Genomic DNA, 26706 nt, shown 5'->3' with positions numbered 1-26706 from the left:
TTAGTGATTGAGTGGCTTGTCTGAGCTCTCCCGGTATTTTTATCGGGAAGCGAGAAACAAAAGCACGCTCGAACGCCCAAAATTAAAGCATGAACTTTTCTTAAAAGCTGATTTTTGTCAGCTTATGCTACATTAATTACTTCTGTAATTTCTGGCGCGTATTTTTTTATAGTTGCTTCTACTCCGTTTTTCAACGTCATTTGATTGACTGAACAACCGCTGCAAGCTCCTTCTAATTGTACTTTTACCGTACTGTCTTCTATAGATAATAATTTAATATTACCTCCATCACTTACTAAAAAAGGTCGGATTTCTTCCAACGCTTTTTCTACGTTATTTCTTATGTCTTCTATTGCCATAACTGCTTATTTTGAGCTACAACCACTCATGGTAGTAATTCGTACTACTTCTGTTGGTGGTAAGTTTGCATTTCTTTTTAATAGTTGCGAAACCATTTCTTTGGTTACCTCTGTAAAAGCTTCTGCCAATGGTGTATTTTCTTGTAAAGCTACTGGATGCCCAGCATCTCCTGCTTCACGTATGCTTTGTACTAATGGTATTTCTCCTAAGAAACTTGTTTCAATATCTTCTGCTAAATTTTTAGCACCTCCTTGTCCAAAAATATAATATTTATTGTTAGGAAGTTCTGCCGGTGTAAAATACGCCATATTTTCAACGATACCTAATACTGGTACGTTAATACTTTCTTGTTTAAACATTGCTACTCCTTTTTTAGCATCTGCTAAAGCAATGTTTTGCGGTGTACTTACTACAACTGCTCCGTTAATTGGTACTGCTTGTACTATTGATAAATGCACGTCTCCTGTTCCTGGAGGTAAGTCGATTAGTAAGAAGTCTAACTCTCCCCAATCTGCATCAAAGATTAATTGATTTAATGCTTTTGATGCCATTGGTCCACGCCAAATTACTGCCTGACTTGGGTCTGTAAAGAAGCCTAATGATAATAACTTTACCCCGTAACTTTCAATCGGCTTCATTTTTGAACGTCCATTTACATTTACAGCTAATGGTTTTTCTTTTTCTACATCAAACATTAAGTGTTGTGATGGCCCATACACATCAGCATCTAATACCCCTACTTTAAAGCCCATTTTAGCTAATGAAACTGCCATATTTGAGGTAATGGTAGATTTTCCTACTCCTCCTTTACCTGAGGCAATAGCAATAATATTCTGAATATTAGGAATTTCTTTTCCTCTAATTTGGTTCGGGTTTTCTTTTTGTTGAACTTCCACCTTCACATTCACTTTTACATCAATCTTTTGATCAACATGTTGATGAATTGCTTTCATTATCTCAACTTCTACCTTCTTCTTAGCCTGTAACGATGGGTTAGCAATAGTAACATCAACGACTACTTCATCTCCAAACGCAACTACGTTGGTTATGTTCTCGTTTTCAACCAAGCTTTTACCTTCACCTGGTGCAGTTATCGTTTCTAATGCTTTGTATATATCTTGTTTTTTAAAACTCATGTTTTATGCTATATGCTTTAAACAGCAAGCGATAAGCTCGTTGCTTATTTTTATTTAATCTTAACTGCAAAGATACGTTTTAGCCCTCAGAAAATAAAGTCTTTAGATTGGTAATATTTATGGGTTAATAAGTTGGTCTTATCGATGAGTTTTGGATACCGTTTCCTTACAGAAAATCACTTATAGTGACAATTGTAATTTGATGTTTTCTATGAGTTCTTTAAAAGCTAGGAAATATAACCTTTTTGAAGTCCGTAGCTTAATAACTCCTCATAAGGGTTTCCTCCTAAATTTAAGAGTTTGGAAAAAGCGGGTTCTGTTTTAAGCCCTTGTTCTTTTAAGTCTATAATTTTTAATCTAAACACTTCTTTTTCTTTTAATAAAACCTGATATTCAATAAGCATGTGTAAATATGAGTCTTGCTCTTCTGGAAGTTTATTTTGTATAAAAATCTCTATTGGAAAGGTTTTATACTCAAGTGTAATAATTGTTGTTTTTAATTTTTTATATGATGGAATTGTTTTTATCTCAAACCCTAGAAGTTTTCCATATTTCTCTCTCACAACTTTTACAATATCTTCATGATTTTCACTTTGACAAATAATATCTAAATCGCTTAACTCTACATCAATATTGATAGGTATTGTACCTACCAAAATAGGGTTAAAGTTTTTTAATAGTTCAAAAAGATTTAACTCTAATAATACTTTATAGGCTTCTTTTTGTCGAGCTGTTCCAGCTTTTAAATACGATATATTCTTGAAGTTTATCACAATTCTTCACTTGGATTCCAAAATACTTTTTCAAAATTTTGAATTTGATTATCAATGACGTCTATTCCTTCGTTTTCTAACAATTGTTGCATAAGGTTTGTCCCATCAAAATGGTGTTTTCCTGTTAACAACCCTTTTCTGTTTACTACTCGATGTGCTGGCACTTCTTTTGTTGAAGAATTATTCATTGCCCAACCAACCATTCTTGCTGAACGTGCTGCCCCTAAATAGGTAGCTATAGCCCCGTAGCTTGTAACTCTTCCGTGTGGTATTAAACGAGCTACTTCGTACACTTTTTCGAAGAAGTTCTTATCTGTCATATAATGTAAATATAAGAATTTACCAACACTAGAAGAGGTTTAAGAATGTGAGACTTCTCGTTTCACTCGAAGTGACAAATACGCGTTAGCGATTGTAGAAAGTGCAACCCAAAGGGAAACGCTCAAAACAAAAAACCCTGCTTATTTGCAGGATTAATAGTTTAGTTTGAATTTTATATAGGTAATAGGTTTTCCTATTTCTAAATATTGTTTTTCGTAGAATGTTTGTGTGCCCGTTACTTCTTTTGGACTGTACACATTTTTATATACATCGTGATTAGCGTGTAAAATTTCGTGACCTTCTCCATGCAATAAACCTAAAGTATAGCCGTGCATGAATTCACTATCGGTTTTTAAGTTAACTGTTCCTTCTGAATTTAAAATACCATGGTATTTTTTTAAGAATTCAGTGTTAGTCATACGGTGTTTGGTACGCTTATATTTAATTTGCGGATCTGGAAAGGTTATCCAAATTTCAGAAACCTCATTTTCAGCAAAAATATAATCTACTAATTCTATTTGAGTTCTGATAAAAGCAACATTGTTCATGTTATTTTCTAGTGCTGTTTTAGCTCCTCGCCAAAATCGCGCACCTTTAATATCAATTCCAATAAAATTTTTATCAGGATTTTTTTCTGCTAAAGCAATTGTGTATTCACCCTTACCACATCCTAACTCTAAAACAATAGGTTTGTCGTTTTTAAAAAAAGTGTTCCATTTTCCTTTGTAAGGAAAACTAGAAGTTACTTCTTCTCGCGTAGGTTGAATAACGTTAGCAAACGTTTCATTTTCTTTGAAACGTTTTAGTTTGTTTTTACTTCCCAAAGTATATAGAAATTAGGCTCTATCTTCTGTTCCTTCTCTTTTAAAACGAGCAGCTTCTTTCATCCAATAAGCAAATAATACTAATAGGACTAATAAAAAGAACCAGTTTACAGCGTTTGAGGTCCACCAACCTGCATCTGATTTAGCTACTGTTAAACGTAACCAATTGAATGGTGCAAATAAAAAGTCGGTAAATAAACTACCAATCCATCTAAAAATATTGCCTGCTATCATATCTTAAGTATCTTTACAGCTGCAAAAATATAAAAAGAAACAATGTTAGCCAATTTTTTCGGTAAATCTAAACCTATAAATTTTATTGTACTATTTGTACTGTTTTTAGGGTATTTTGTTTTTAGTATTTTTTCTAAGGAATTATCTTTCAACCTTGTTAAAGAACTTGGTTGGTTTTTAGTTGTTTTTTCAGTGTACAATTTTATCATTGCAAAAAACCTATTGACTTATGATAATTCTTTTGCTTTTTTATTTTTTGTAATATTAATTGGTTTTTTTCCTAATACGATACAGGTAAATAAAACTTTTTATGCCAACTTAACTATACTTCTTTTCCTACGAAAAGTATACAGCTTACAATCTTCAAAAAACATTTTTCACAAGTTGTTTGACGGTGGTTTGTGGCTTGGAATTTCATTTTTAATAGAGCCTTATGCTCCTCTATTACTTATACTACTTTATTTGTCTATATTTTTACACCAACGTTTTACCTATCAAACACTTCTAACCCCTGTAATTGGTTTTTTTGCTCCTGTTTTTTTGTACTTTACATACTATTATTGGTATGACGGACTTGATAAGTTTTGGTTGCTTTTTGATTGGAATTTTTATCCTGATTTAAGCTTCTACTCTCATGAAAAGTACTTATTCCCTATTCTTTTTATAAGTTGTTTTTTACTAGCTTCTATTCTTTTAAAAAGCCCTAAAGCACTCTCTGTTAAGAATAAGTTTAGAAAAAACTGGATATTGATTCTTACTCATCTCGTAATTACTACTGCTATTTTGCTTTTAGTTGAAGATGGTTCTGGAAGCGAGTTTTTATATGTGTTCTTTCCTGTTTCTGTTATTCTAGCTAATGGAATAGAGTTTTTTCAAAAAAAATGGTACGCTGATGTTATTATTATTCTATTCTTAACAGCTTCGTTTACTGTAAGCACTATCGTGTAAACTATAATTTAACTCCGTAAGCTAAATCTCCAGCATCTCCTAAACCTGGTACTATATAGCCTTTATCATTTAATTTTTCATCAATGTCGCCAATCCATAAAGTAGTACTTTCAGGTAAATGTTTAGCAACGTATTCTACACCTTCAACTGAACCAATAACTGAAGCTATTATTATTTCTTTTGGTGTTCCATACTTTTTTATCCCTTCATAAACCTCAACCATTGATCGACCTGTTGCCAACATCGGATCGACAAGTAATAATGTTTTTCCATCTATTGAGGGCGAAGCAAAATAGCCTACCACGATTTCAAACTTCTCGTCATTATTAGGGTGATGACGATATGCTGAAATAAACGCATTTTCTGCATCATCAAAATAATTTAACATTCCATTATGTAGTGGCAGTCCTGCTCTGAGAATAGAACACAATACTATATCATTTGCTGGTAACTCTACCTTTTTCGTTCCTAAAGGTGTTGTTATTTCTTTGACATTATAGTCTAACTCTTTACTTAATTCGTACCCTAAAACTTCACCTATTCGTTCAATATTTCTACGAAAACGCATTGAATCTTTTTGAATAGAGACGTCTCTAAGTTCTGCTAAGAATTTATTAAGAATAGAGTTTTGTTTGGCTAAGTGATGAATTTTCATGAAGTATATTCTTTTTGTATCCTACAAAAGTAACAGAATTTTATCAAGCTCTTATAAAGTTGATTAATGCTTTTAGTAATTCTTTTTTAGCTTCTACATGACTCATATGCCCATTTGGCAATGCAATTAATGGAGTATTGGTATTCTTAGCTTCTTCTTCAAGAATCATATAATTTAAGATTGGATCATTTTTTCCTGCTATAATCAATCTCTTTTCTATTGTTTGTAAAACAACTTCCTTGTTTTTTCGCAAACGCATTCCTTCTGTTCCTGCAATATATCCTCTAACTGGAGTTTTTAGAGCTTCCCCTCTTATTTTCTCTATTTCTTTAGATAATTGCAAGCGCATATTTTCTGCAAATAAGTTACTTATCGACATTTTCACTAATGTCTCGTAGTTTTCTTTTGCCATTTCATTTGCTCTAATTCTTAGTTTTTTTCGCTCTTTACTATCTTCTTGAGCGGTAGAGTTCATCAAACATATTCCTTTTACATTTTTCGAATATTTTTCTGCAAAAGCTAAAGCAGCATAACCTCCCATTGAATGTCCTACAAAAATAGCTCGACGGATTTTTAATTCTCTTAACACAGATTTAACTGCTTCAGCCATCTCTTCCATAGTATGAATATACCCAACACATCCTGTTTTCCCATGCCCCAATAGGTCTATGCAAACCAAACGGTTTTTTTTAGACAATTCTTCAACTACGGCATTCCACATCGTACTGTTTTCTAGAAACCCATGTAATAAAACAACACAGTTTCCTTTACCAGTATCAGTGTAAAAAACGGTTGTTTCTTTAAATTTTGCAATCATTTTTTAATGTATATTCGTCGCTTACTAATTTGTTAGGCAATGCACAAAACTAAGGAGATATTTATAAACGGATTTGCTTTATTTTCAATGTTTTTTGGAGCTGGTAATTTAATTTTACCTCCTTTTTTAGGAAAAAATGCTGGTGATTTGTGGTTTTGGGTAACTATTGGTTTTTTTATTACTGCCATTTTTATTCCTATGCTAGGTATTTTAGCACATGCTAAGCTACAAGGTACTATGTATGATTTTGGTAAAAAAATGTCTCCTTCTTTTAGCCTTATTTATTGTTTTGTTGTATACACTATCTGTATTGCTTTACCTGCACCTAGAACAGCATCAGTTACTCATGAAATGGCTATTGCTCCTTATTTTAGTAACAGTAGTTCTTTAATTACTAGTACAATTTATTTTGGACTTGTTTTCCTTTTTACCTTGAACCGATCAAAAGTACTAAGCCTATTAGGTAAGTTTTTAACCCCTCTTATTATATGTATTTTATTGGCTATTATTTTTGTTGGAGTTTTTACAGCTCCTGATACAATAACTCCAACTACTTTTAAAGCTCCTTTTGTTGATGGCTTACTAGAAGGGTACCAAACCTTTGATGCTATTGCTTCTATAGTTATTGGTGGTGTTTTAGTTATTTCAATGAATTTTAATACAAACACAACTTTTGAAGAGAAAAAAGAGCTAATTACCAAAGCTGGCTTTATTGCTGGTATAGGATTGTTAATTATTTATGCAGGCCTTATTTACAACGGTGTTTTATTTAGTTCTACCTTTTCTGAAAGCGCTAATAGAACAGAGATCTTAAACTCTTTGAGTAATCAGACTTTAGGAAATATAGGAAGTGTTTTTCTTAGTGTTTTAGTTGCTTTGGCCTGTTTTACAACTGCTGTTGGAATTATTACAGGTACTGCCGATTATTTTAAAGGGATTAGTAATAACTCTCAAAAGGTTTTTACAATTACTGCTATTATTTCCTGTTTACTAGGAATTGTTGTAGGTCAGTTTGATGTAAAATACATCATCAATATTGCACTACCTGCTTTAATGTTTATTTATCCAATAACTATTATTTTAATTGTACTAAATGTACTTCCTGAAAAATACACCTCACCTTTAGTTTTTAAAATTGTTGTGGGAGTAACCTTTCTATTTAGCATCCCTGATTTTTTAGGGTTTATTATCAACCCTAACTATTTAATTGAAATAAAAAACATTATTCCTTTTGCCAATCATAATTTGGGCTGGGTGTTGCCTGCTATCTTGAGTTTTGTCTTTGCTAACTTGATTAAATACAAAAGGTCAATTTCAAATGAATAGTCCCTTAGTTATTAAGTTTTTTTATCAATTGAAATAACATTATCCCCATAAACTAAAAAAGCTCGCTATTGCGAACTTTTTATTTTATTTAAGTGAATATCCTTAAAAACGATATCCTAAATTTATTCCAACTCTAGGTACTATTGAACGAGCCTCTGAAGTAAATAGATTTCTCCCTAAACCTCCATATACATCAAGAACAAAACCACCTGAAGACACATATTTTGAACCAAAAGCTAACCCTAAAGCTCCGTCTGTATACTCCTTATATTGTTTTGTTGTACTTCCTTGAACTTCAACTTCTCTTTCTCCTGTATTAATTCCCATAAAAACTTCTCCAAAATAATTCCAATTACTATTATTGGTAAAATAATGACGGAAAAACGGAGTGAACATTCGTTCTTCGTTATATCTAAAATCTGCTGATTTTTTTTCAAAGTTAAATAACGCTGAAATACCAACTGAAGAACGATCAGTTGTATAATATTCGTAAGACACCTCTAGCGTTTTAAAAGCTAATGCGTCTAGTAAATCTACTTTTACCTCTTGCTGTGCATACGTAAAAGAACTAACAAAAACCACAACTGCTAATACTATTTTTTTCATTTTATTTTTTAACTAAATTACAAGTCACCTGTTAACTACAAGTATAACACTGCAAACATACATTTTTTTATAAAAAGTAGTAGTGCTATTTATTTTCTCTTTTACGAGCAATTGCAGTTAGTATCACAACCACTACTTTTTTTAGGTTTGAAAAAGAATTTTTTCACTAAAAAAATAACAGCTCCACAAACAACTGTATATGTTATAATTTCTTGCATTATCTTAAGATTTGATAGGCTATAAATGCTGACAAATACGCCAAAGCTCCCATACTTACTAGTTGAACTATTGGCCACTTCCAACTTCTTGTTTCTCTTTTTACAATTGCCAATGTTGCCATACACTGCATTGCAAATGCATAAAACAATAATAAAGAAATTCCTGTAGCAAGATTGAATCTCTTCTCTCCTGTAACAAGATTCACCTCCGATGCCATTTTTTGTTTTATCGTAGTAGTATCTTCTCCATCATCTTCAACACTGTAAATAGTTGCTAATGTACCAATAAACACCTCTCTTGCAGCAAAAGAACTAATTAACCCAATACCTATTTTCCAGTCATAACCCAATGGTTTAACAACTGGTTCTATTGTTTTTCCTGCGATACCTATATATGAGTTTGCTAGCTTAGCAGAAGTTACTTTTTTAGCCAAATCTTCTTCTGATAATTGTTGATTCGCTATGTTTTCTATTACATTTTTTTCTGCATTTTCGTAAGATGATGGTCCATGAGATGCTAAAAACCACAGTACTATTGAAATTGCTAAAATGATTTTCCCTGCTCCAAAAACAAATGCTTTTGTTTTATCTAAGACATCAAAAAACACATTCTTTACTGATGGTATTTTATAATTAGGCATTTCAACTACAAAAAGTGAATTGTTTTTAATTTTCAATGTTTTATGCAAAATATATGCTGCGATAATTGCTGCTGCAAAACCTAAAATGTATAATGCTAACAAAGTAAACCCTTGTAAACTTAAAAAACCAAACAGCTTAGTATCAGGAATAATTAATGCTATTAAAATTGCATATACAGGTAATCGTGCTGAACAGGTTGTAAAAGGTGTTACTAAAATAGTAATTAAACGTTCTTTCCAACTAGCAATAGTTCTAGTTGCCATAATTGCTGGAATAGCACATGCTGTACCTGAAATTAACGGAATTACACTTTTACCACTCATTCCAAAGCGACGCATAATTTTATCCATTAAAAATACTACTCTACTCATATAACCTGTTTCTTCAAGAATGGATATAAACAAAAATAAAATAGCTATTTGAGGTATAAAAATTACCACTCCACCTACTCCAGGAATAATTCCTTCGGTAAGTAAATCGGTAAACATTCCTGCTGGTAGTTGTGCTTTTGTAAATTCTGCAATATTTGCAAATAAACCATCAATAAGATCCATTGGAGTAGATGCCCAATCGAAAATAGACTGAAATATCAACAATAACAATCCAAAGAAAATAACATATCCAAATATTTTATGGGTAAAAACTCTATCTAGTTTACTACGTACATCAGTTGCTTTAGAGGCATCTACCTTATATGTTTTAGTTAAAATAGCATTTATTTGCTGGTATCTATATATAGTTTCTTTATGTTGATACTTTTTTTGCTTTGTAATTTCTCCTTCAAACTCTTTTATTCTTTCTTTTTCTAAGGAAGAAAGTAACGGAGTATGGTTTTTCGTTAGCATCATCCACAGCTCATACGAAGTAAATTCTTTACTTATAGTAGCTAACTTTTCAAAATAAGTGGCATCTATTTTTTTAGATAGCTCGTTAAAGTTTGAATGTACTTTTAACGATTTATAATTAACTACTTCTTCTTTTAAGTCATTAACTCCTTCATTAGTTCTTGCCGACATTAACACTACTTTGGTGTGTAGCTCTCTCTCTAAGGCAGGAATATCAATAGAAATTCCTTTTCGCTTTAATTGATCCGCCATATTTAGTGCTAAAATCGTCGGAACTTCTAAATCTTGAATTTGTGAAAACAGTAATAAGTTTCGTTTTAAGTTTTCAATATCCGCAACTACAACAATAACATCAGGCTTTTCCTCTTGATGAGTTGTCATTAATGCTTTTAAAACAATACTTTCATCTAAAGAAGTTGGATTTATGCTGTATGTACCCGGTAAATCGGTAATCGTTGCACTTTTACCATTAGGCAACTTGCAAACACCTTGCTTTTTATCAACAGTAACTCCTGGATAATTTCCTACTTTTTGATTTAAACCTGTTAACTGATTAAACAATGATGTTTTCCCTGTGTTCGGATTTCCAATTAACGCAACATTAATACGATTACTCATCAGCTATAGTTTAATGATTGAAATTTGACAAGCCGTTTCTTTTCGAATCGCTAAATGACTTCCATTTACACATATATACATCGGGTCTTTTAAAGGAGCTATTTGAAGTAATTCAACTTCACTTCCAGGTAAACACCCCATTTCTAATAATTTTAACGGAATTTTATCTAAGCACTCCTCAGATATAATTCCTTTTTCCCCTAAATGTAACGATGCGATAGTACTCAAAAACATATATTTTTAGCTTGCAAATATACTAAAATAGAATCATTCTAAACAGTATATCAACACAATATATGATTTATTTACAATAGGTTGTTCTCTTTGTTTGATGTCTTATATTTGTGGTATGACTTTCGACGATATTATTGGGCAAGAACACATAAAAAAACACTTACAGCAATCAGCTGAAAACAATAGAATTCCGCATGCACAACTATTTGTTGGCAAAGAAGGAAGCGGAACTTTACCCATGGCAATAGCCTATGCTCAATTCTTATTATGTAACTTCTCCGATAATGTAGAAGCCTGCAACATTAAATGTAGCAAACTACAACATCCTGATTTACATTTTGCTTTTCCAGTAACTACGAATGATTCAGTAAAAAAACACCCTGTTAGTAATTTATTCTTAGAGGATTGGCGCTCTTTTATTAAAGAACAACCTTATGGAAGTTTGTTTAATTGGTTACAACATATTGGTGTTGAAAACAAACAAGGTCAAATTGGTGTTGATGAGGCAGAAGACATTGTAAAAAAACTACAATTAAAATCGTACGAAGGTGGTTTTAAAGTAATGATTATTTGGATGGCTGAAAAAATGAATATTGCTGCCTCCAACAAATTATTAAAACTAATTGAAGAACCACCAAGTAAGACTGTTTTTATTCTTGTTACTGAAGATGAAGAACAGATTATTAACACCATAAAATCTCGATGTCAAGCATTACATTTTCCTGCGTTAAGCGAAAGTGACATAGCTAATAATCTAGTTCAACAAAAAGGTGTATCAGAAAATGAAGCAGTAAAAATCGCCCATCAATCGGAAGGAAACTACAACAAGGCACTACATGTTTTAAACAACAACTCTAACGATTTAGTTTTTGAACAATGGTTTATTACATGGATTCGAGCTGCGTTTAGAGCTAAAGGAAATGCTGCTATTATTCAAGATTTAATTGGTTGGTCAGAAGAGATTGCTAAATCTGGTAGAGAAACTCAAAAACAGTTTTTACAATATTGTTTACAGTTTTTTAGACAAGCTTTACTATTTAACTACGGAACTCCAGACTTGGTGTTTTTAGAAACTCAATCTGCAAACTTTGACCTTGCTAAATTTGCTCCGTTTATTCATAGCGCCAACATCTTAATCATTGAAAAGGAAGTAAATGACGCGCAATATCATATTGAAAGAAATGGAAATGCTAAAATTATTTTGTTAGATTTATCTATCAAACTAACACGCCTTCTACACACCAAAGAAGAAAAAATTCAATCCTAATTATGAAAACAAAACATACAGTTACCGCACTGATTTTCGGAATACTTTTTGTTGCTTGTAAACAAGAAAAAAAAGAACCATTATTACAAGAGTATTTGGTTGGTAGTTGGGAAACAACATATTTAAAAATTGAATATTTAACTGCCAACGAAACCGACAATACATCTGTTTTTGAGGATGATTTTAGCAAGCCTAGTTCTGGAAAAGCTCAATCCACCTACAAAAATGATGGTACTTTCACTGCATGGTTTGTGCAAGCTGATGGAAAAAAAATTGGTGAAACTGGCGGGAAGTGGAAAACTAGCGGAGATAGCTTGTTTGTTGATTATCAGTATTTAGGGAAGCAAGTACAGGCTTGGCATAAAATTACACAAACCAATAATGGCTTTAGTGCTACCTCTACTTACGACTGGGATGATGATGGAGAGGCGGATGATACTTTGCTTATGAAAACTAAAAAAATTGAGTTATAAAATTGCGTATTTTCAATAACATATCACTTCGAATTAGAATCTTCTTGTCAATGATACTTTTAGTGCTATTGGCATCAATTTTAATTGTAATGGTTACCATATACCAATACGATGAGCAAACAAAAGATTATAATACTGCACGTTTTGAACGTAAAGAGTTTTCTACAAAACAAGACATTGAAATAGAACTCAAACGCAGAACCACATATCCAGTAACTACTGAGAATTTAGCTAAAATTTTTCAAGATAGAATTTACGATATAGCATACGTTCATAAACTTACAATTTCTATGTATGATATGGATGGAAAGTTGCTAAAATCTTCCATTCCTTATAATTTTGATAAAAAAGAAGGACAAGATCTTCCTAATGAAACTGTTAAAGATTTAGCCAACAACTCAAATCATAAAATTTTAAAAAGTAGAACTGAAAAAGGTATCACTTACCAATCTTCATACACTTACTTAAACGACCCTCGTTTTAAAAGGATTGGAATTTTAGAATTACAAATTGCACAAGATAATGAAGAGCAAAAACATGAACTACGAGAGTTCATTTCTCGTCTATCATTAGTTTATTTGCTAATGCTCATTATTGCCATTGTTTTAGCTTACTTTTTATCAACTTATATTACTAGATCCATTCAAACTATCTCGCAAAAAATAAACGAGACCCGTTTAAATAAGCGTAACGAAAAAATTATATTAAACTCTGCAAGTTCAGAAATCAACTCTCTTGTTGCTGCATACAACAATATGATTGATCAACTAGAGGAAAGTGCTGTAAAATTAGCTCAAAGTGAGCGTGAGCAAGCCTGGAGAGAAATGGCTAAGCAAGTAGCCCACGAGATTAAAAATCCGTTAACACCTATGCGTTTATCCGTACAAAGTTTTGATAGAAAATTCAACCCAGAAGACCCTAACATCAAAGAAAAAATGTCTGAATACAGCGAAACCCTTATTCAACAAATTGATGTAATGAGCTCTATTGCATCAGCTTTTTCTGATTTTGCTAAAATGCCAACACAACGCCGTGAAAAACTGAATGTTGTTGATATAGTTAAACACTCTTTAGATATTTTTACTGAAGACTACATACATTACTTTCCTCAAGAACAAAAATTATATGCTAGTTTAGATAAAACTCAATTGATACGAATTGTTACCAACTTAGTTAAAAACTCAATTCAAGCAATAAAAGACACCGATAAAAACCCTAAAATAGAAGTTAAAGTAGCTTCAGAAGGGAACAGCGTTAAAATTACAGTTTCCGACAACGGAAAAGGTATTAGTGATGAAAATAAAGAGTTAATTTTCGAACCCAAGTTTACTACTAAAACAAGTGGAATGGGCTTAGGTTTATCCATTATAAAAAATATAATTGAAGCATATGATGGTACAATATCCTTTACTTCAACCAAAGGAGTTGGAACTGTTTTTACTGTAATATTACCTAAAACATAAACATAGTATGAATTTTGAAAATATTTTAGTTGAACAAGCTAACGCATTGGCAACTATTACAATTAACCGACCAAAAAAATTAAACGCTTTAAACAAAGCTACTATCGAAGAGCTACACGATGCTTTTAAAATTTTAGAAAAAGACACTGCTGTCAAAGTAATTATCATAACAGGTAGTGGAGAAAAAGCATTTGTTGCTGGGGCAGACATCTCTGAATTTGCACATTTCTCTGTTGAAGAAGGAGGAATGTTAGCAAGAAAAGGACAGGAAATCTTATTTGATTTCGTTGAAAACCTATCTACTCCAGTGATTGCTGCTGTAAATGGTTTTGCTTTAGGTGGCGGATTAGAGTTGGCGATGGCTTGTCACTTTAGATTAGCCTCAGACAATGCTAAAATGGGCTTACCTGAGGTTTCTTTAGGAGTCATTCCTGGATATGGCGGTACGCAACGTTTACCTCAATTAGTTGGCAAAGGTAAAGCTATGGAGTTAATTATGACAGCGGGTATGATTTCTGCTGAAGAAGCCAAAGAAGCTGGATTAGTAAACCATGTTACCTCACAAGAAGAACTACTACCTTTAGCTCAAAAGATAGCTTCAAAAATTATGCGTAATTCTTCCATAGCTATTAGCGCTGCAATCAAATCTGTAAACGATAATTTTAAAGATGGTATAAATGGTTTTGAAAGCGAAATCACAGAGTTTGGAAATTGTTTTGGAACAGAAGATTTTAAAGAAGGAACTACTGCTTTTTTAGAAAAACGCAAGCCTGAATTCCCAGGAAAGTAATTTTCACAAAAATAATCTGTATAAAAAAAATAGCATCTAAAATTCTATTTAGATGCTATTTTTACAATAAGGGGATTACATTAATAAATTGGGGGTTATTAACTGAGACAAATATATACCAAATTCAATAACATCCAAATTTTAACGTAAACTTTTTATTAAAGCAATACAAAATTTATATTATTAACACAATAAAAGCTAAATAATTCCATTCCATTCATTATAAAATTGATTTAAAAACGTTTCCATGTAGGTATGTCTTTCCTTTGCTATTGCTTTTCCTGCTGTAGTATTCATTTTGTCTTTTAACAGCAGTAGTTTTTCGTAAAAGTGATTAATTGTTGGCGCTGTAGACTTTTTATATTCCTCTTTGGTCATCTTTAAATTTGGAGGAACCTCTGGATTGTATAATTCTCTATTTTTAAATCCTCCGTAGTTAAAGCAACGAGCAATTCCGATGGCTCCAATAGCATCCAAACGATCAGCGTCTTGAATTACGTCTAGCTCAAGAGATTTAAAGTTTTGTTTAAAATTCCCTCCTTTGAAAGAAATATTAGTAATGATATTTTCAATATGAATAATATCCTCTTCAGAAACTTGTTGATTTTCAAGAAAAAATCTAGCTTTTTGAGGCCCTTTGGTTTCATCGCCGTTGTGAAATTTACTATCTGCAATATCATGGAGTAATGCACCTAATGAAATCACAAATTCATCAACATTTTCATCTTTTGCTATGAGTAAAGCATTTTTGTAGACTCTTTCAATATGAAAAAAATCATGCCCTCCTTCTGCTCCTTGTAAGGTTTCTTTTACAAACTCAATGGTGTTTTGTATTATCTGTTCTTTATTCATAATCCAAAAATAAAAATCCTGCACTTATAAGTACAGGATTTTAAAAGTATTATTATAATTTATTTTATGCAGTAACCGATGGTTTAACCAAATTGTTAGCCACTAAATATTCTGCTATTTGAACAGTGTTTGTCGCCGCTCCTTTACGTAAGTTATCAGCAACAATCCACATATTTAAAGTATTTGGTTGAGATTCATCTCTTCTAATTCTACCTACAAAAACCTCATCTTTATTATTTGCTAAAATTGGCATTGGGTATACATTATTTTGCACATCGTCTTGTACAACAATTCCATCAGTTTTACCCAACAGTTCACGAACCTTTTCCAATTCAAAATCATTCTCAAACTGTACATTAACTGCTTCAGAATGCCCTCCAGCTGTAGGTATTCTAACTGCCGTAGCCGTTACTGAAAAAGAATCGTCTCGTAAAATCTTTTTAGGCTCTTTTACTAACTTCATTTCTTCTTTGGTGTATCCATTCTCTAAAAACACATCACAATGAGGTAATGCATTTCTTCCTATTGGATGTGGGTACGCCATTTCTCCTCCAATTCCTGCTTCTTCATTATCTAATTGTTGAACTGCTTTTACACCTGTTCCTGAAACTGACTGATACGTTGAAATTACCACTCGTTTCATTTTATATTCCTTATGTAAAGGCGCTAAAGCCATTACTAATTGAATTGTAGAGCAGTTTGGGTTTGCGATAATTTTATCTTCGCTAGTTAACACATCTCCATTAATTTCTGGAACCACTAGTTTTTTTGTTGGATCCATTCTCCATGCTGACGAGTTATCTATTACGGTTGTACCAACTGCTGCAAACTTAGGAGCCCATTCTAAAGAAGTATCTCCTCCAGCTGAAAACAATGCAATATCTGGTTGCATAGCTACTGCAGTTTCTAAACCTACTACTGTATAATTTGTTCCTTGAAATTCAATTTGATTACCTACCGAACGTTCCGATGCAACAGGAATTAATTCTGTTATCGGAAAATTACGTTCTGCTAATACTTGTAACATTACATTACCTACCATACCGGTAGCGCCTACTACTGCTACTCTCATCTTTTTACTATTTGAGTATAAAATTATTATTAACGAGTTACAAAGGTTTAAAAAAAACGAATTAGTTGTATTTATTTTCTATGAAAAAATACGTTAAAGTTTAAAATATATCGTTTTCAACTAAAAAGTATTGTTTTAAACAGTAAAACTCAAAAAATCAGTACATTTGCATCGATTTTTTGTTGAAATCACAACATATTTGTTTAACTTAAAAAAGTATAGCATGCAACTGTACAACAAGTTAAGCGCTGAAGAACGCGCTAAATTAATAGATGAAGCGGGAAAAGACCGCATTACAATCTCATTCTATCAATATCATAAGATAGAAAACCCAACTTTATTTAGAAATAAATTATTCCTAGAGTGGAATGAACTAGACGTTTTAGGAAGAACCTATGTTTCTTCTGAAGGAATCAATGCTCAAATATCTGTTCCTTCCGAAAACTTTTTAGCCTTAAAAGATCAATTAGATAGTATCTCTTTTTTAAATGGAATTCGTTTAAACGTAGCTATTGAACATGATAATAAATCTTTTTTAAAACTAAAAGTAAAAGTTCGTAACAAAATTGTTGCTGACGGATTAAATGACAATACTTTTGACGTAACTAATAAAGGTGTTCATTTAAACGCTAAAGAGTTTAATGAGATGTTAGCCAATCCTGATACGGTTTGTGTAGACATGCGAAACCACTATGAAAGTGAAATAGGTCATTTCGATGGAGCTGTTACTCCAGATGTTGATACGTTTAGAGATTCTTTAGATATTATTGAAGAAGATTTAAAAAACCATAAAGAAGATAAAAACTTATTGATGTATTGTACAGGTGGGATTCGATGTGAAAAAGCTTCTGCCTACTACAAACACAAAGGTTTTAAAAATGTTTTTCAGTTAGAAGGAGGGATCATTGAATATACACGCCAGGTAAACGAAGAAGGTTTAGAAAACAAGTTTTTAGGCAAGAACTTCGTGTTTGATCACCGAAGAGCTGAAAAAATATCTGATGATGTAATTGCCAATTGTCATCAATGCGGAAACTCTTGTGACACACATACCAACTGTGCTAACGAAGGGTGTCACTTATTATTCATTCAATGTGATGACTGTGCTGAAAAGATGGAAAACACTTGTTCTCCTGAATGTCAAGAAATCATTCATTTACCATTCGAAGAACAAAAAGAATTGCGTAAAGGAAAGCACGCAAGCAATAAAATATTTAAAAAAGGACGTTCAGAAGCTTTAAAATTTAAAAAGTAATGCAAAAGATTGAGTTAATGGCTCCTGCTGGTAATTTTGAATCATTACAAGCAGCTTTAGACAACGGATGTGATTCTATATACTTTGGTGTAGAGCAATTAAATATGCGTGCTCGAGCATCTATCAATTTTACCTTAGATGATTTAGAAGAGATTTCTCGTAGATGTACTGAGAAAAATGTTCGTACGTATCTAACATTAAATACTATTGTATACGACCATGATTTATCGATTGTAAAAACCTTAATCAAAAGAGCTAAAGAAGCTAATATTACTGCTGTGATTGCAATGGATCAAGCTGTAATTGCCATGGCTAGGGCTGAAGGTATGGAGGTTCACATTTCTACTCAAATTAACATTACCAATATAGAAACGGTTAAGTTTTATGCCATGTTTGCTGATACTGTGGTATTGAGTAGGGAATTAAGCTTACGTCAAGTAAAAAAGATTACTGAGCAGATTGAAAAAGAAGAAATCAAAGGCCCTTCTGGTCGTTTGTTAGAAATTGAAATTTTTGGTCACGGAGCACTTTGTATGGCTGTTTCTGGGAAATGTTATATGAGTTTACACTCGCATAACTCTTCTGCAAATAGAGGTGCTTGCAAACAAAATTGTCGTAAAAAATACACGGTCATTGATCAAGAATCTGGTTTTGAAATGGAATTAGACAATGAGTACATCATGTCTCCTAAAGATTTATGTACCATCGATTTTTTAGATCAAGTTGCGAATGCTGGAATTAAAGTATTGAAGATTGAAGGACGCGGTCGTGCTCCTGAATATGTTGCTAAAGTTATCAAATGTTATCGTGATGCCATTGACAGTTTATACAATGGAACTTACAACAAAGAGAAAGTAATTAGCTGGATGCAAGAACTTGAAGAAGTATACAATCGTGGTTTTTGGAATGGATATTATTTAGGTCAGAAATTAGGAGAGTGGAGCAAAGAACCTGGTTCGCATGCTACTCAAAAGAAAGTATACTTAGGAAAAGGAATCCACTATTTTCCGAAAGCAGAAGTTGGAGAGTTTAAAATTGAAGCCTACGATTTAGCAATTGGTGATACTATTTTAATTACAGGACCAACAACAGGTGCTCAAGAAACGGAATTAAAAAGCATGTTTGTAAATAACAAAGAAGCACAAACTGCTACTAAAGGTGATGAAGTTACTATGAAACTAGATTTCAGGATTCGTCCATCAGATAAATTATACAAAATTGTAAAAACCGAATTTGCTAAAAACTAATGGTCGTAATTACGCTACAAAGAAACAAATGTGTTGGTTGTAATTATTGCGTGGAGTTAGCTCCAGCACAATTTCAAATGTCGAAAAAGGATGGAAAATCTGTTTTATTACATTCTACAGAAAAGAAAGGTTTCTTTACCATAAAATCACACGATGATAGTATTTTTGAAGCTTCTTATGAAGCAAAAAAGGCGTGTCCTGTTAAAATTATTGAAGTAAAACAAGTGTAATTTTAACAAAAACTACTTCCTGTTAGAAAAAATCAAAACTAATGAAAGCTCTCTTATGAGGGCTTTTATTAGTTTAAAAAAATGTATTTTTATCTAAAATAAGCACCATGACTGGAGAAAAAAATTTATCCGTACTTATCAGAGAAATGAAGCCTTTTGTAAATAAAGGAGAGTATGTTTTTACTACGGTAAAAGATATACACAACATTAATAAAGAAGATATAGTTGGTCAGTTCAAAGAAGCAGAAGGAATCACTTTAATTCTTGAAAAGAAGGTTGCAGATAATTTAGAATTGGCTTACAGTTTTATAGCGTCTTGGATTACCTTAAAAATTCACTCTGCTTTAGATGCAGTTGGTTTAACAGCTGCTTTTTCTTCTGAACTTGCTAAACATGATATTAGCTGTAATGTTGTTGCAGGTTTTTATCATGATCATATTTTTGTTGACAAGAAAGATGAAACAAAAACTATAAATGTTTTAACAAACCTATCTAAATCTATTTAGATTGTATTGATGGAATTACAGCCTCCTTTTCGTAAAATTATTCATGTAGATATGGATGCTTTTTATGCATCTGTTGAGCAATTAGATAATCCTGAATTGCGAGGAAAACCAGTTGCTGTTGGTGGTAGAGAGATACGAGGTGTAGTTTCTGCTGCCAGTTACGAAGCTCGAAAATTTGGGGTGCGTTCTGCCATGAGTGGTGTTTTGGCAAAGCAAAAATGTCCGCATATTATATTCGTCCCTCCAAGATTTGATCGTTACAAAGAAATTTCATCTAAAATTAGAAAGATTTTTTACGATTATACCGATTTGGTGGAACCTTTATCATTGGATGAGGCTTATTTAGATGTTACTGAGAACAAAAAAGGAAATCCGTCGGCTAGCATGATTGCTCAAGAAATTCGTCAACGTATTTGGGACAAATTAGAATTGCGAGCATCCGCAGGTATATCTATTAATAAATTTATTGCAAAAGTTGCTTCCGACATTAATAAACCCAATGGACAAAAAACCATTAATCCTGAAGAGGTTCTTGAGTTTCTAGAACAGCTTCCTGTAAATAAATTTTATGGTGTAGGTAAGGTAACTGCTGCTAAAATGCATAACTTAGGCATCTTTACAGGTTTAGATTTAAAACAAAAATCACAGGAAGAACTTTCTAAATTATTTGGAAAGTCTGGGATGCATTATTACCATATTGTTCGAGGTATTCATAATTCAGTAGTAAAACCTAACCGTATTCGAAAATCAATTGCTGCCGAAACTACTTTTAGAGAAAATCTATCTTCAGAGGTTTTCATGTTAGAGCGACTTGATAAAATTGCTGATGAGTTAGAGCGTCGCATGAAAAAATCGAATACTAAAGGAAAAACAGTAACCTTAAAAATCAAATACAGCGATTTTACACAACAAACTCGCAGCAAGACTACCGACCATTACCTACAGTTAAAAAAAGAATTCTATCCTATTGTAAAAGAGCTACTGTATCAAGACACACTTAATAATTCAGTTCGATTGTTAGGTATTTCTTTTAGTAATTTAAATACTGAGAAAAAAAAACCTGTTTGGGTACAATTACGGTTTGATTTTTAAAGTATCGGTATTTTTAACGATACTTTGGTTCCTTTCGGGTTTCCTTTCTCATCAATTATATCCGTATAGATTAATGAATAATTATTAGCATACTCGTTGGCAAAGTTTCGTAATCGTTCTTTGGTTAAATCTATACCTATCGATCTGCGATTTAACGATTTGTTTTTTCTAATTTTCATAGCCTCATCCCTACCAATTCCATTATCTACAATATCAATTTGTATAAATTCGTCTGATATTTTTGTAACCGATAACGAAACTTCTTTTTCTCCTTTCTTACACGAAAGTCCATGCCAAATAGAATTTTCTAAAAAAGGCTGTAATATTAATGGTGGAACTTTTATTCTTTCTATGTTTACATTCGAATCTACTTTTTCAACATAATTAACTTCATTAGATAATCGAATATTTTCGATACTCATATATAAATTCATAGTTTTTAGCTCCTCACTCAACGTTACTTCTTTTACAGATGAAGACTCTAAAATACTTCTAATTAGTTTTGAGAATTTATTTAAGTAGTATACCGCATTTTTTTGTTCATTATTTATAACATATAGTTTAATAGAATTTAATGCATTAAACACAAAATGCGGATTCATTTGAATTCTCAAAGCTTCCTGCTCTAACATCAATATTTTTTTATCGTTGTTTAACAAGCGTTGTCTATACATCGAATACAGCAATACTCCTAAAAAGGCTATAGAAACCAATGCTATAATTAAAACATTTCTATTTCGTAATAGTTTTAATGTTGCAATTTCATTCTCTTTTGCTAAGTTTTTTATTTTATTTCTACTAACCTCATTATCATACTTATTAATAAGGTTGTTTACGTATAGTATGTTTTTGTCATTAAATGTTTTACGTTCTCCTTCAATAGCCTTCTTGTAAAAACCATATGCTTTTTCATAATTCTTTTTTTTCTCATATAACTCAGATAAGTATAATTTGGACTGGTTAACTCCTGATGGAATTTTATGCTTATTAGCAACTGCTAAACCTTTTTCTAAATATATTTTTGCTTTATCCAGGCTATCCAACTTTAACTGTACATTACCTAAAGTAATATATACATCTGAGGTATAATATTGGTTACCTGTTTTTTCTGAAAGAGACACGACTTCGCTTATATACTTATAAGCTTCTTCATACTTTCCTTGCAACAATAAAACATTGCTGATGCTATTATGGCAAATGACCTTTCCTATACTTGAATTATTTTCAATATTATATTGTAAAGATTTATTGTAGTGCTCTAATGCTGCATCAATATCTCCTAAGTTTTGAAAAGCCAACCCCATGTTTTGATGATTGATTGCCAATCCTCTTTTATCGTCAGTTTTCTCTTGAATTAAGATTGCTTTTTTAAACTTTTCTAACGCTAATTGATATTGTTTAAGAGCTAAATAGATGTTACCAATACTATTATTTGATATACTTATACTTATTTTGGTATCAACATCTGGAAGTTCAATTTTATCAGCTAACTCAAGTGCCATTTGGTGATAATTCAAAGCACTTCTAATCTTGTCTTGTCTCCTATATACTACCCCTATTTGATTTAGCGTAACTATCTCTGCATTAACATCTCCTATCTCTCTTGATAATTTCAGTGCTTTCAAATGATTCTCTATTGAGCTATCAAAAAATGAGTTATTTCTGTAATGCCATCCAAGTAAGTTATAAGCATATACTTCTCCTAACCTATATTCTCTTCGTTCACTTTCTTTTAAAAGAAAACCTATATCTTCTTTCTTAAATAGTTCTTCTTTAAAAAAACGATACAAGTCATAATAATCATCTATTTTTTTTTCTATTACTAGCTGTATTAAACTATCTATACGTCTCTTTTCTTCTTGTGAAAAACAAGAAAACACTGTGAAAAATAAAAAAGCGATTGTTATTAATTGTTTCATTTAAAGTTTTTCTAAGAAATCTGACTTTCTTTGTCTAGAAACAGGAATTTTATGATTATTTTCTAGCACAACATAACCATCTGATTTTAAAAATTCTTTTATTTTATTTAAGTTGATTATATATGAGTTATGTATTCTAAAAAAATGGTCTTCAGGAAGTAGTAAATTGATTTCTTTTAGTTTTTTAGTTACTACTATTTTTTTATTAGATCCTGTGGTATATATTGTTGAATAATTACCGTCTGACTCTACAAATAAGATTTCATCTTGAGATAAAAAAACTAGTTTTCCATCTGTATTAATAGTTATCTTTCTTCTATTAAACTTCCTGTTAAAGCTTGATAATATTTTTTCAACCTTTTCAGTATTGTTATTCTTCTTATAATGCTGCTTAACTCTTCCTATTGTTTCCTCTAGGTCATCAGAATCTATCGGTTTAAGAAGATAATCAATTGCTTGGTTCTTCAATGCCTTAATTGCATACTCATTATATGCAGTTGTAATAATTATGGCAAAGTCTTTATTCTCTAATTTTTCTAATAATTGAAAACCATCCATCGTAGGCATTTCAATATCTAAAAAAAGGCAATCAATACTATTCTCATTTATAAATTTAATTGCTTTTTCTGCTATTGTAAATGTTTCTATAACTTCTATATCATTTTCAAAGGTTGATAACTCCCAAGAAAGTCCTTGTATTGCTTTTGGTTCGTCATCAACTATAACTGCTCTTAACATTTTATGTACATTTATACCAAATGTAACAGATAATATTTTAAAAATAAAATATAACCAATACGGTTTTAGCAAAGAAATAGGCTAAAACTGTATGATAACTATAATCTTTTTACCATTTACACAAAAAAACAAACCATTTATACATCCATTACTATAAAAAATATTTTTTCCTCTGATATTTGTAGTGTAATACACAAGGGGAATCATATTGATAAATTGGGGGATTAATCAATAATGATATTAAGTTAAGAAACACCACTTTAAAGTGGTGTTTTTTTTTATATAAATTTTAATGTTCAAGTTTATGTACACAAAAAAGCTCAACTATTTTTAGTTGAGCTTTTATCTTATTCTAATCAGTTAGTTTCTTAAGCCTCGAATGGAGTTACAGAAACGTATGATTTATCATCTCTTTTCTTTTGGAATTTAACAACACCATCAACTTTAGCATGTAAAGTATGATCTTTACCCATGTAAACATTTTCACCTGGATTGTGTTGAGTTCCTCTTTGACGAACAATAATGTTACCTGCTATTGCGGCTTGTCCTCCAAAAATTTTTACTCCTAATCGTTTCGATTCTGATTCACGACCGTTCTTCGAACTACCGACACCTTTTTTATGAGCCATCTTTGTAAGTTTTTAAAGTTAATTATTTACTTAATGCTTCAATTAATTCTGCTTTCTTTAAAGAAGTATATCCTGTAATACCTTGCTCTTTAGCTAAAGCCTTTAATTCTGCTACAGTCATTGAACTTAAATCCTTCGATTCTTCTTTTGTTTCAGCTTTAGGAGCTTCTTTTTTAGCGGCTGCTTTTTTTACTCCTGACGCAGAAATTCCTTCGATTTGGATTTCAGTTAAATACTGTCTGTGTCCATTTTTCTTTTTGTAACCTTTTCTTCTTTTCTTCTTGAAAACGATTACTTTATCACCTTTTAAGTGACCTAAAATTTTTGCAGTTACTCCTGCACCTTCTATAGCTGGGGCGCCAATAGTAACGTTTCCTTTATCTTCAATAAGCATTACATTATCAAAAGTTACTTTTGATCCTTCAGCCTCTTGTAAACGGTGTACGTATACTTTTTGGTCTTTTGCTACTTTAAATTGCTGCCCTGCTATCTCTACGATTGCGTACATACTATTTGTTTTGCGTTTATACTTCAAATTCACACTTTCTTAATAAAAATGCGGGTGCAAATATACATATTTTTTAAACACATTAAAATGTATTTCTGACTTAATTCAATTGAAAATCAAAAACTAAGGTCATTCCGCTTTTAATCTCCAATACTTCACTTATTGACGATCCTTTATGTAAGCTGGGGATATAACTTGTTTCGTTATAGTAGTTTGACCAGTTCTTTGTAGAAAAATCATATTCTCCTCCAGCATAATCATAGTTGTTATCCACATAATAATATTCAAAAGTATAATCATATACACCACTTTGTACATTAGAAAAAGAAACTTGTCGATTCCCTTTACCACTTACAGTTCTTTCTTGATCACCGATAGGACCATGTATTATTATACGAACATGACCTGTATAGTGATTCTGCGGAATATTAAAATTAACAGCTCCAGTAATAGTAGAAGTCCCTATACCTCCATCTATATAAGAACTTTTTATTTGTTCAATGTCATCACTCTCACAGCTAACAATAGTTAATGTTAAGCAACTAAAAAGCATCAAAAAAAGTATTTTTTTATCTTCATAATTATGAATTTTATTTAATAACGAGCAAGCAAAACTATATACTAACCTATTATAAAAGATAAAAAAGAAAGTTATTTAACTTCAAATTAACGAGGCTTTTTATTTTTTTCAAAAAACCTTGTTAAAAACGTAACAAAGTAATTAAATTCACGTCATATACACGAAAATTATTAAAAATTAAACTTTAATCAATGAGAAAAAGAGTTATCGCTCTAACTTCAGCTTTTATGGCATTTCATTTTACGTATGCTCAAAAGGTTGATTTTGAAGAGTATGATTTAAGCAATGGAATGCATGTTATTTTACATCAAGATAATACAGCACCAGTAGTAACAACATCTGTTATGTACCATGTAGGCGCTAAAGATGAGCAACCAAATAGAACAGGAATGGCTCACTTTTTTGAGCATTTATTATTTGAGGGTACAAAAAACATTAAAAAAGGAGAGTGGTTTAAAATAGTTTCTTCTAATGGAGGTACTAACAATGCCAATACTACCGATGATAGAACGTATTATTACGAGGTTTTTCCTTCTAATAATTTAGAATTAGGGATATGGATGGAATCTGAACGTTTATTACATCCAATTATTGGTCAAGAGGGTGTAGACACACAAAACGAAGTTGTAAAAGAAGAAAAACGTTTACGTGTAGATAACCAACCTTACTCTCGTTTTTTAGAGAATGTTAAGAAAAACATGTTTAAAAAACATCCATACAAAGGAACTACTATAGGTAAGATGGAACATTTAGATGCTGCTACCTTAGAGGAATTCTTAGCATTTAATAAAAAATATTATGTTCCTAATAATGCTACTTTGGTAGTTGCAGGAGATTTTGAGTTTAAAGAAGCTAAACGACTTATAAAAGATTACTTTGAACCTATACCTAGAGGTAAAGATATTGTAAGAAATTTCCCAAAAGAAGATCCTATTACAAAAGAGTTTTTTGCCAAAGCTTACGACCCTAACATTCAAATACCTGCAATTATGGCTGCTTATAGAACTCCTTCTATGAAAACCAGAGATGCTAGAGTGTTAGACATGATTTCTACTTACTTAAGTGGTGGAAAAAGCTCTGTACTTTATAAAAAATTAGTTGATACTAAAAAAATGGCTTTACAGGCTGGTGCAATAAACCTAAGTCAAGAAGATTATGGAACCTATATTTTATTTGCACTTCCGTTAGGAAATAACTCTTTACAAAGTTTAGTAAAAGAGGTTGATGAAGAAGTAGTAAAACTTCAAACAAATTTAATTTCAGAAAAAGATTATCAAAAACTACAAAATAAGTTTGAAAATAACTTTGTAAATGCTAACTCAAGTGTAGAAGGTATTGCTAATTCATTAGCTCGCTACAATGTATTGTATGGTGATACTAATTTAATAAATACTGAAATTGATATTTATAGATCAATTACACGTGAGGAAATTAGAGACGTAGCAAAAAAATACTTAAACACTAACCAACGTTTGGTAATGGAATATTTACCAGAATCAAAAAAATAATTCAGTAATAAGACATTCAA

The 26706-nt window shown here is 31.6% G+C and carries 30 protein-coding genes; 12 read left to right on the top strand and 18 right to left on the bottom strand.

The genetic code is table 11. The annotated features are described in order from the left end of the window. Window positions 1-122: 122 nt before the first annotated feature. The 6 genes from Q4517_RS00875 to Q4517_RS00850 all read right to left on the bottom strand — a co-directional run bounded on the left by Q4517_RS00875 (window position 123) and on the right by Q4517_RS00850 (window position 3648). Window positions 123-359: a NifU family protein gene (locus Q4517_RS00875; RefSeq protein WP_303505170.1), complete on the bottom strand. Its 237-nt coding sequence runs from the start codon at window positions 357-359 to the stop codon at window positions 123-125. A 6-nt stretch (window positions 360-365) separates the two neighbouring features. Beyond that, a complete protein-coding gene (locus Q4517_RS00870; protein ID WP_115899737.1) occupies window positions 366-1496 on the bottom strand; it encodes an Mrp/NBP35 family ATP-binding protein in 1131 nt (376 codons plus the stop codon). Between the two features lie 227 nt (window positions 1497-1723). Further along, a complete protein-coding gene (locus tag Q4517_RS00865) occupies window positions 1724-2269 on the bottom strand; it encodes a DUF4269 domain-containing protein (protein ID WP_303505163.1) in 546 nt (181 codons plus the stop codon). Beyond that, window positions 2266-2589 (bottom strand): MGMT family protein, encoded by a 324-nt coding sequence (locus Q4517_RS00860; RefSeq protein ID WP_303505161.1) that lies wholly within the window; start codon window positions 2587-2589, stop codon window positions 2266-2268. The genes Q4517_RS00865 and Q4517_RS00860 overlap by 4 nt, the downstream gene beginning before the upstream one ends. Before the next feature lie 153 nt (window positions 2590-2742). Beyond that, a complete protein-coding gene (gene trmB, locus Q4517_RS00855) occupies window positions 2743-3414 on the bottom strand; it encodes a tRNA (guanosine(46)-N7)-methyltransferase TrmB (protein ID WP_303505159.1) in 672 nt (223 codons plus the stop codon). Between the two features lie 12 nt (window positions 3415-3426). Continuing rightward, on the bottom strand, window positions 3427-3648 hold the full coding sequence (locus Q4517_RS00850) for a DUF6341 family protein (RefSeq protein WP_115899732.1): 222 nt from the start codon (window positions 3646-3648) through the stop codon (window positions 3427-3429). 42 nt (window positions 3649-3690) lie between these two features. Between Q4517_RS00850 and Q4517_RS00845 the strand changes: the two genes are divergently transcribed. Then, a complete protein-coding gene (locus Q4517_RS00845; RefSeq protein WP_303505154.1) occupies window positions 3691-4596 on the top strand; it encodes a DUF6427 family protein in 906 nt (301 codons plus the stop codon). A 1-nt stretch (window position 4597) separates the two neighbouring features. Here Q4517_RS00845 and upp read toward each other — a convergent pair whose 3' ends face one another. Both upp and Q4517_RS00835 read right to left on the bottom strand, forming a co-directional pair. Beyond that, window positions 4598-5251 carry a uracil phosphoribosyltransferase gene (gene upp, locus Q4517_RS00840; protein ID WP_303505152.1) on the bottom strand — a complete coding sequence of 218 codons (654 nt, stop codon included), beginning with the start codon at window positions 5249-5251 and terminating at the stop codon, window positions 4598-4600. Between the two features lie 43 nt (window positions 5252-5294). After that, window positions 5295-6068 (bottom strand): alpha/beta fold hydrolase, encoded by a 774-nt coding sequence (locus Q4517_RS00835; RefSeq protein WP_303505150.1) that lies wholly within the window; start codon window positions 6066-6068, stop codon window positions 5295-5297. 39 nt (window positions 6069-6107) lie between these two features. Here Q4517_RS00835 and brnQ point away from each other — a divergent pair, with 39 nt between their 5' ends. Further along, complete coding sequence (gene brnQ, locus Q4517_RS00830; protein WP_303505148.1) at window positions 6108-7394, top strand: branched-chain amino acid transport system II carrier protein; 1287 nt, start codon at window positions 6108-6110, stop codon at window positions 7392-7394. A 102-nt stretch (window positions 7395-7496) separates the two neighbouring features. On the opposite strand, the gene Q4517_RS00825 is transcribed toward brnQ, so the two are convergent. The 3 genes from Q4517_RS00825 to Q4517_RS00810 form a co-directional block, all read right to left on the bottom strand. Beyond that, complete coding sequence (locus Q4517_RS00825; RefSeq protein ID WP_303505144.1) at window positions 7497-8000, bottom strand: DUF3575 domain-containing protein; 504 nt, start codon at window positions 7998-8000, stop codon at window positions 7497-7499. Between the two features lie 217 nt (window positions 8001-8217). Continuing rightward, a complete protein-coding gene (feoB, locus tag Q4517_RS00815; RefSeq protein WP_303505139.1) occupies window positions 8218-10323 on the bottom strand; it encodes a ferrous iron transport protein B in 2106 nt (701 codons plus the stop codon). A gap of 3 nt (window positions 10324-10326) precedes the next feature. Beyond that, on the bottom strand, window positions 10327-10557 hold the full coding sequence (locus Q4517_RS00810) for a FeoA family protein (protein ID WP_303505137.1): 231 nt from the start codon (window positions 10555-10557) through the stop codon (window positions 10327-10329). 115 nt (window positions 10558-10672) lie between these two features. Between Q4517_RS00810 and Q4517_RS00805 the strand changes: the two genes are divergently transcribed. From Q4517_RS00805 to Q4517_RS00790, 4 genes are read left to right on the top strand one after another with little or no spacing between them, the layout of a single operon-like run. Further along, on the top strand, window positions 10673-11824 hold the full coding sequence (locus Q4517_RS00805; RefSeq protein ID WP_303505135.1) for a DNA polymerase III subunit delta': 1152 nt from the start codon (window positions 10673-10675) through the stop codon (window positions 11822-11824). A 2-nt stretch (window positions 11825-11826) separates the two neighbouring features. Further along, window positions 11827-12297, top strand: a complete 471-nt coding sequence (locus tag Q4517_RS00800) for a hypothetical protein (protein ID WP_303505133.1) — start codon at window positions 11827-11829, stop codon at window positions 12295-12297. 50 nt (window positions 12298-12347) lie between these two features. Then, window positions 12348-13760: a PAS domain-containing sensor histidine kinase gene (locus Q4517_RS00795; RefSeq protein WP_303505131.1), complete on the top strand. Its 1413-nt coding sequence runs from the start codon at window positions 12348-12350 to the stop codon at window positions 13758-13760. A gap of 7 nt (window positions 13761-13767) precedes the next feature. After that, window positions 13768-14550 (top strand): enoyl-CoA hydratase/isomerase family protein, encoded by a 783-nt coding sequence (locus Q4517_RS00790; protein WP_303505129.1) that lies wholly within the window; start codon window positions 13768-13770, stop codon window positions 14548-14550. Window positions 14551-14748: 198 nt separating this feature from the next. Here the strand turns inward: Q4517_RS00790 and Q4517_RS00785 are convergent, their stop codons facing one another. Both Q4517_RS00785 and Q4517_RS00780 read right to left on the bottom strand, forming a co-directional pair. Then, complete coding sequence (locus tag Q4517_RS00785) at window positions 14749-15402, bottom strand: HD domain-containing protein (protein ID WP_303505127.1); 654 nt, start codon at window positions 15400-15402, stop codon at window positions 14749-14751. A gap of 64 nt (window positions 15403-15466) precedes the next feature. Further along, window positions 15467-16474, bottom strand: coding sequence for an aspartate-semialdehyde dehydrogenase (locus Q4517_RS00780; RefSeq protein WP_303505125.1), 1008 nt, complete (start codon window positions 16472-16474; stop codon window positions 15467-15469). A gap of 223 nt (window positions 16475-16697) precedes the next feature. Here Q4517_RS00780 and Q4517_RS00775 point away from each other — a divergent pair, with 223 nt between their 5' ends. From Q4517_RS00775 to dinB, 5 genes are all read left to right on the top strand, one after another. Beyond that, window positions 16698-17729 carry a rhodanese-related sulfurtransferase gene (locus Q4517_RS00775; RefSeq protein ID WP_303505123.1) on the top strand — a complete coding sequence of 344 codons (1032 nt, stop codon included), beginning with the start codon at window positions 16698-16700 and terminating at the stop codon, window positions 17727-17729. Continuing rightward, window positions 17729-18976, top strand: a complete 1248-nt coding sequence (locus Q4517_RS00770; protein WP_303505121.1) for a peptidase U32 family protein — start codon at window positions 17729-17731, stop codon at window positions 18974-18976. The genes Q4517_RS00775 and Q4517_RS00770 overlap by 1 nt, the downstream gene beginning before the upstream one ends. Next, the gene (locus tag Q4517_RS00765) at window positions 18976-19206 is read left to right on the top strand and encodes a ferredoxin (protein ID WP_303505118.1); all 231 of its coding nucleotides are present in this window, start codon (window positions 18976-18978) and stop codon (window positions 19204-19206) included. The genes Q4517_RS00770 and Q4517_RS00765 overlap by 1 nt, the downstream gene beginning before the upstream one ends. Window positions 19207-19313: 107 nt before the next feature. Beyond that, a complete protein-coding gene (locus tag Q4517_RS00760) occupies window positions 19314-19712 on the top strand; it encodes an ACT domain-containing protein (RefSeq protein WP_303505116.1) in 399 nt (132 codons plus the stop codon). 9 nt (window positions 19713-19721) lie between these two features. After that, window positions 19722-20804, top strand: a complete 1083-nt coding sequence (dinB, locus tag Q4517_RS00755) for a DNA polymerase IV (RefSeq protein ID WP_303505114.1) — start codon at window positions 19722-19724, stop codon at window positions 20802-20804. Here the strand turns inward: dinB and Q4517_RS00750 are convergent. The 5 genes from Q4517_RS00750 to Q4517_RS00730 all read right to left on the bottom strand — a co-directional run bounded on the left by Q4517_RS00750 (window position 20801) and on the right by Q4517_RS00730 (window position 25151). Continuing rightward, on the bottom strand, window positions 20801-22723 hold the full coding sequence (locus Q4517_RS00750; protein ID WP_303505113.1) for a tetratricopeptide repeat protein: 1923 nt from the start codon (window positions 22721-22723) through the stop codon (window positions 20801-20803). The genes dinB and Q4517_RS00750 overlap by 4 nt on opposite strands. Continuing rightward, complete coding sequence (locus tag Q4517_RS00745; protein WP_303505111.1) at window positions 22724-23461, bottom strand: LytTR family DNA-binding domain-containing protein; 738 nt, start codon at window positions 23459-23461, stop codon at window positions 22724-22726. 368 nt (window positions 23462-23829) lie between these two features. Beyond that, window positions 23830-24090, bottom strand: a complete 261-nt coding sequence (gene rpmA, locus Q4517_RS00740; RefSeq protein WP_115899715.1) for a 50S ribosomal protein L27 — start codon at window positions 24088-24090, stop codon at window positions 23830-23832. Window positions 24091-24112: 22 nt separating this feature from the next. Continuing rightward, the gene (rplU, locus tag Q4517_RS00735) at window positions 24113-24598 is read right to left on the bottom strand and encodes a 50S ribosomal protein L21 (RefSeq protein WP_115899714.1); all 486 of its coding nucleotides are present in this window, start codon (window positions 24596-24598) and stop codon (window positions 24113-24115) included. A gap of 100 nt (window positions 24599-24698) precedes the next feature. Beyond that, window positions 24699-25151: a hypothetical protein gene (locus tag Q4517_RS00730; RefSeq protein WP_303505105.1), complete on the bottom strand. Its 453-nt coding sequence runs from the start codon at window positions 25149-25151 to the stop codon at window positions 24699-24701. A 218-nt stretch (window positions 25152-25369) separates the two neighbouring features. Between Q4517_RS00730 and Q4517_RS00725 the strand changes: the two genes are divergently transcribed. After that, window positions 25370-26686, top strand: coding sequence for a pitrilysin family protein (locus tag Q4517_RS00725; protein WP_303505103.1), 1317 nt, complete (start codon window positions 25370-25372; stop codon window positions 26684-26686). Window positions 26687-26706: the final 20 nt, after the last annotated feature.

Source organism: Tenacibaculum sp. 1_MG-2023 (assembly GCF_030547425.1).
Classification (GTDB): domain Bacteria; phylum Bacteroidota; class Bacteroidia; order Flavobacteriales; family Flavobacteriaceae; genus Polaribacter.
This window is presented reverse-complemented; position numbering and strand designations above follow the sequence as displayed.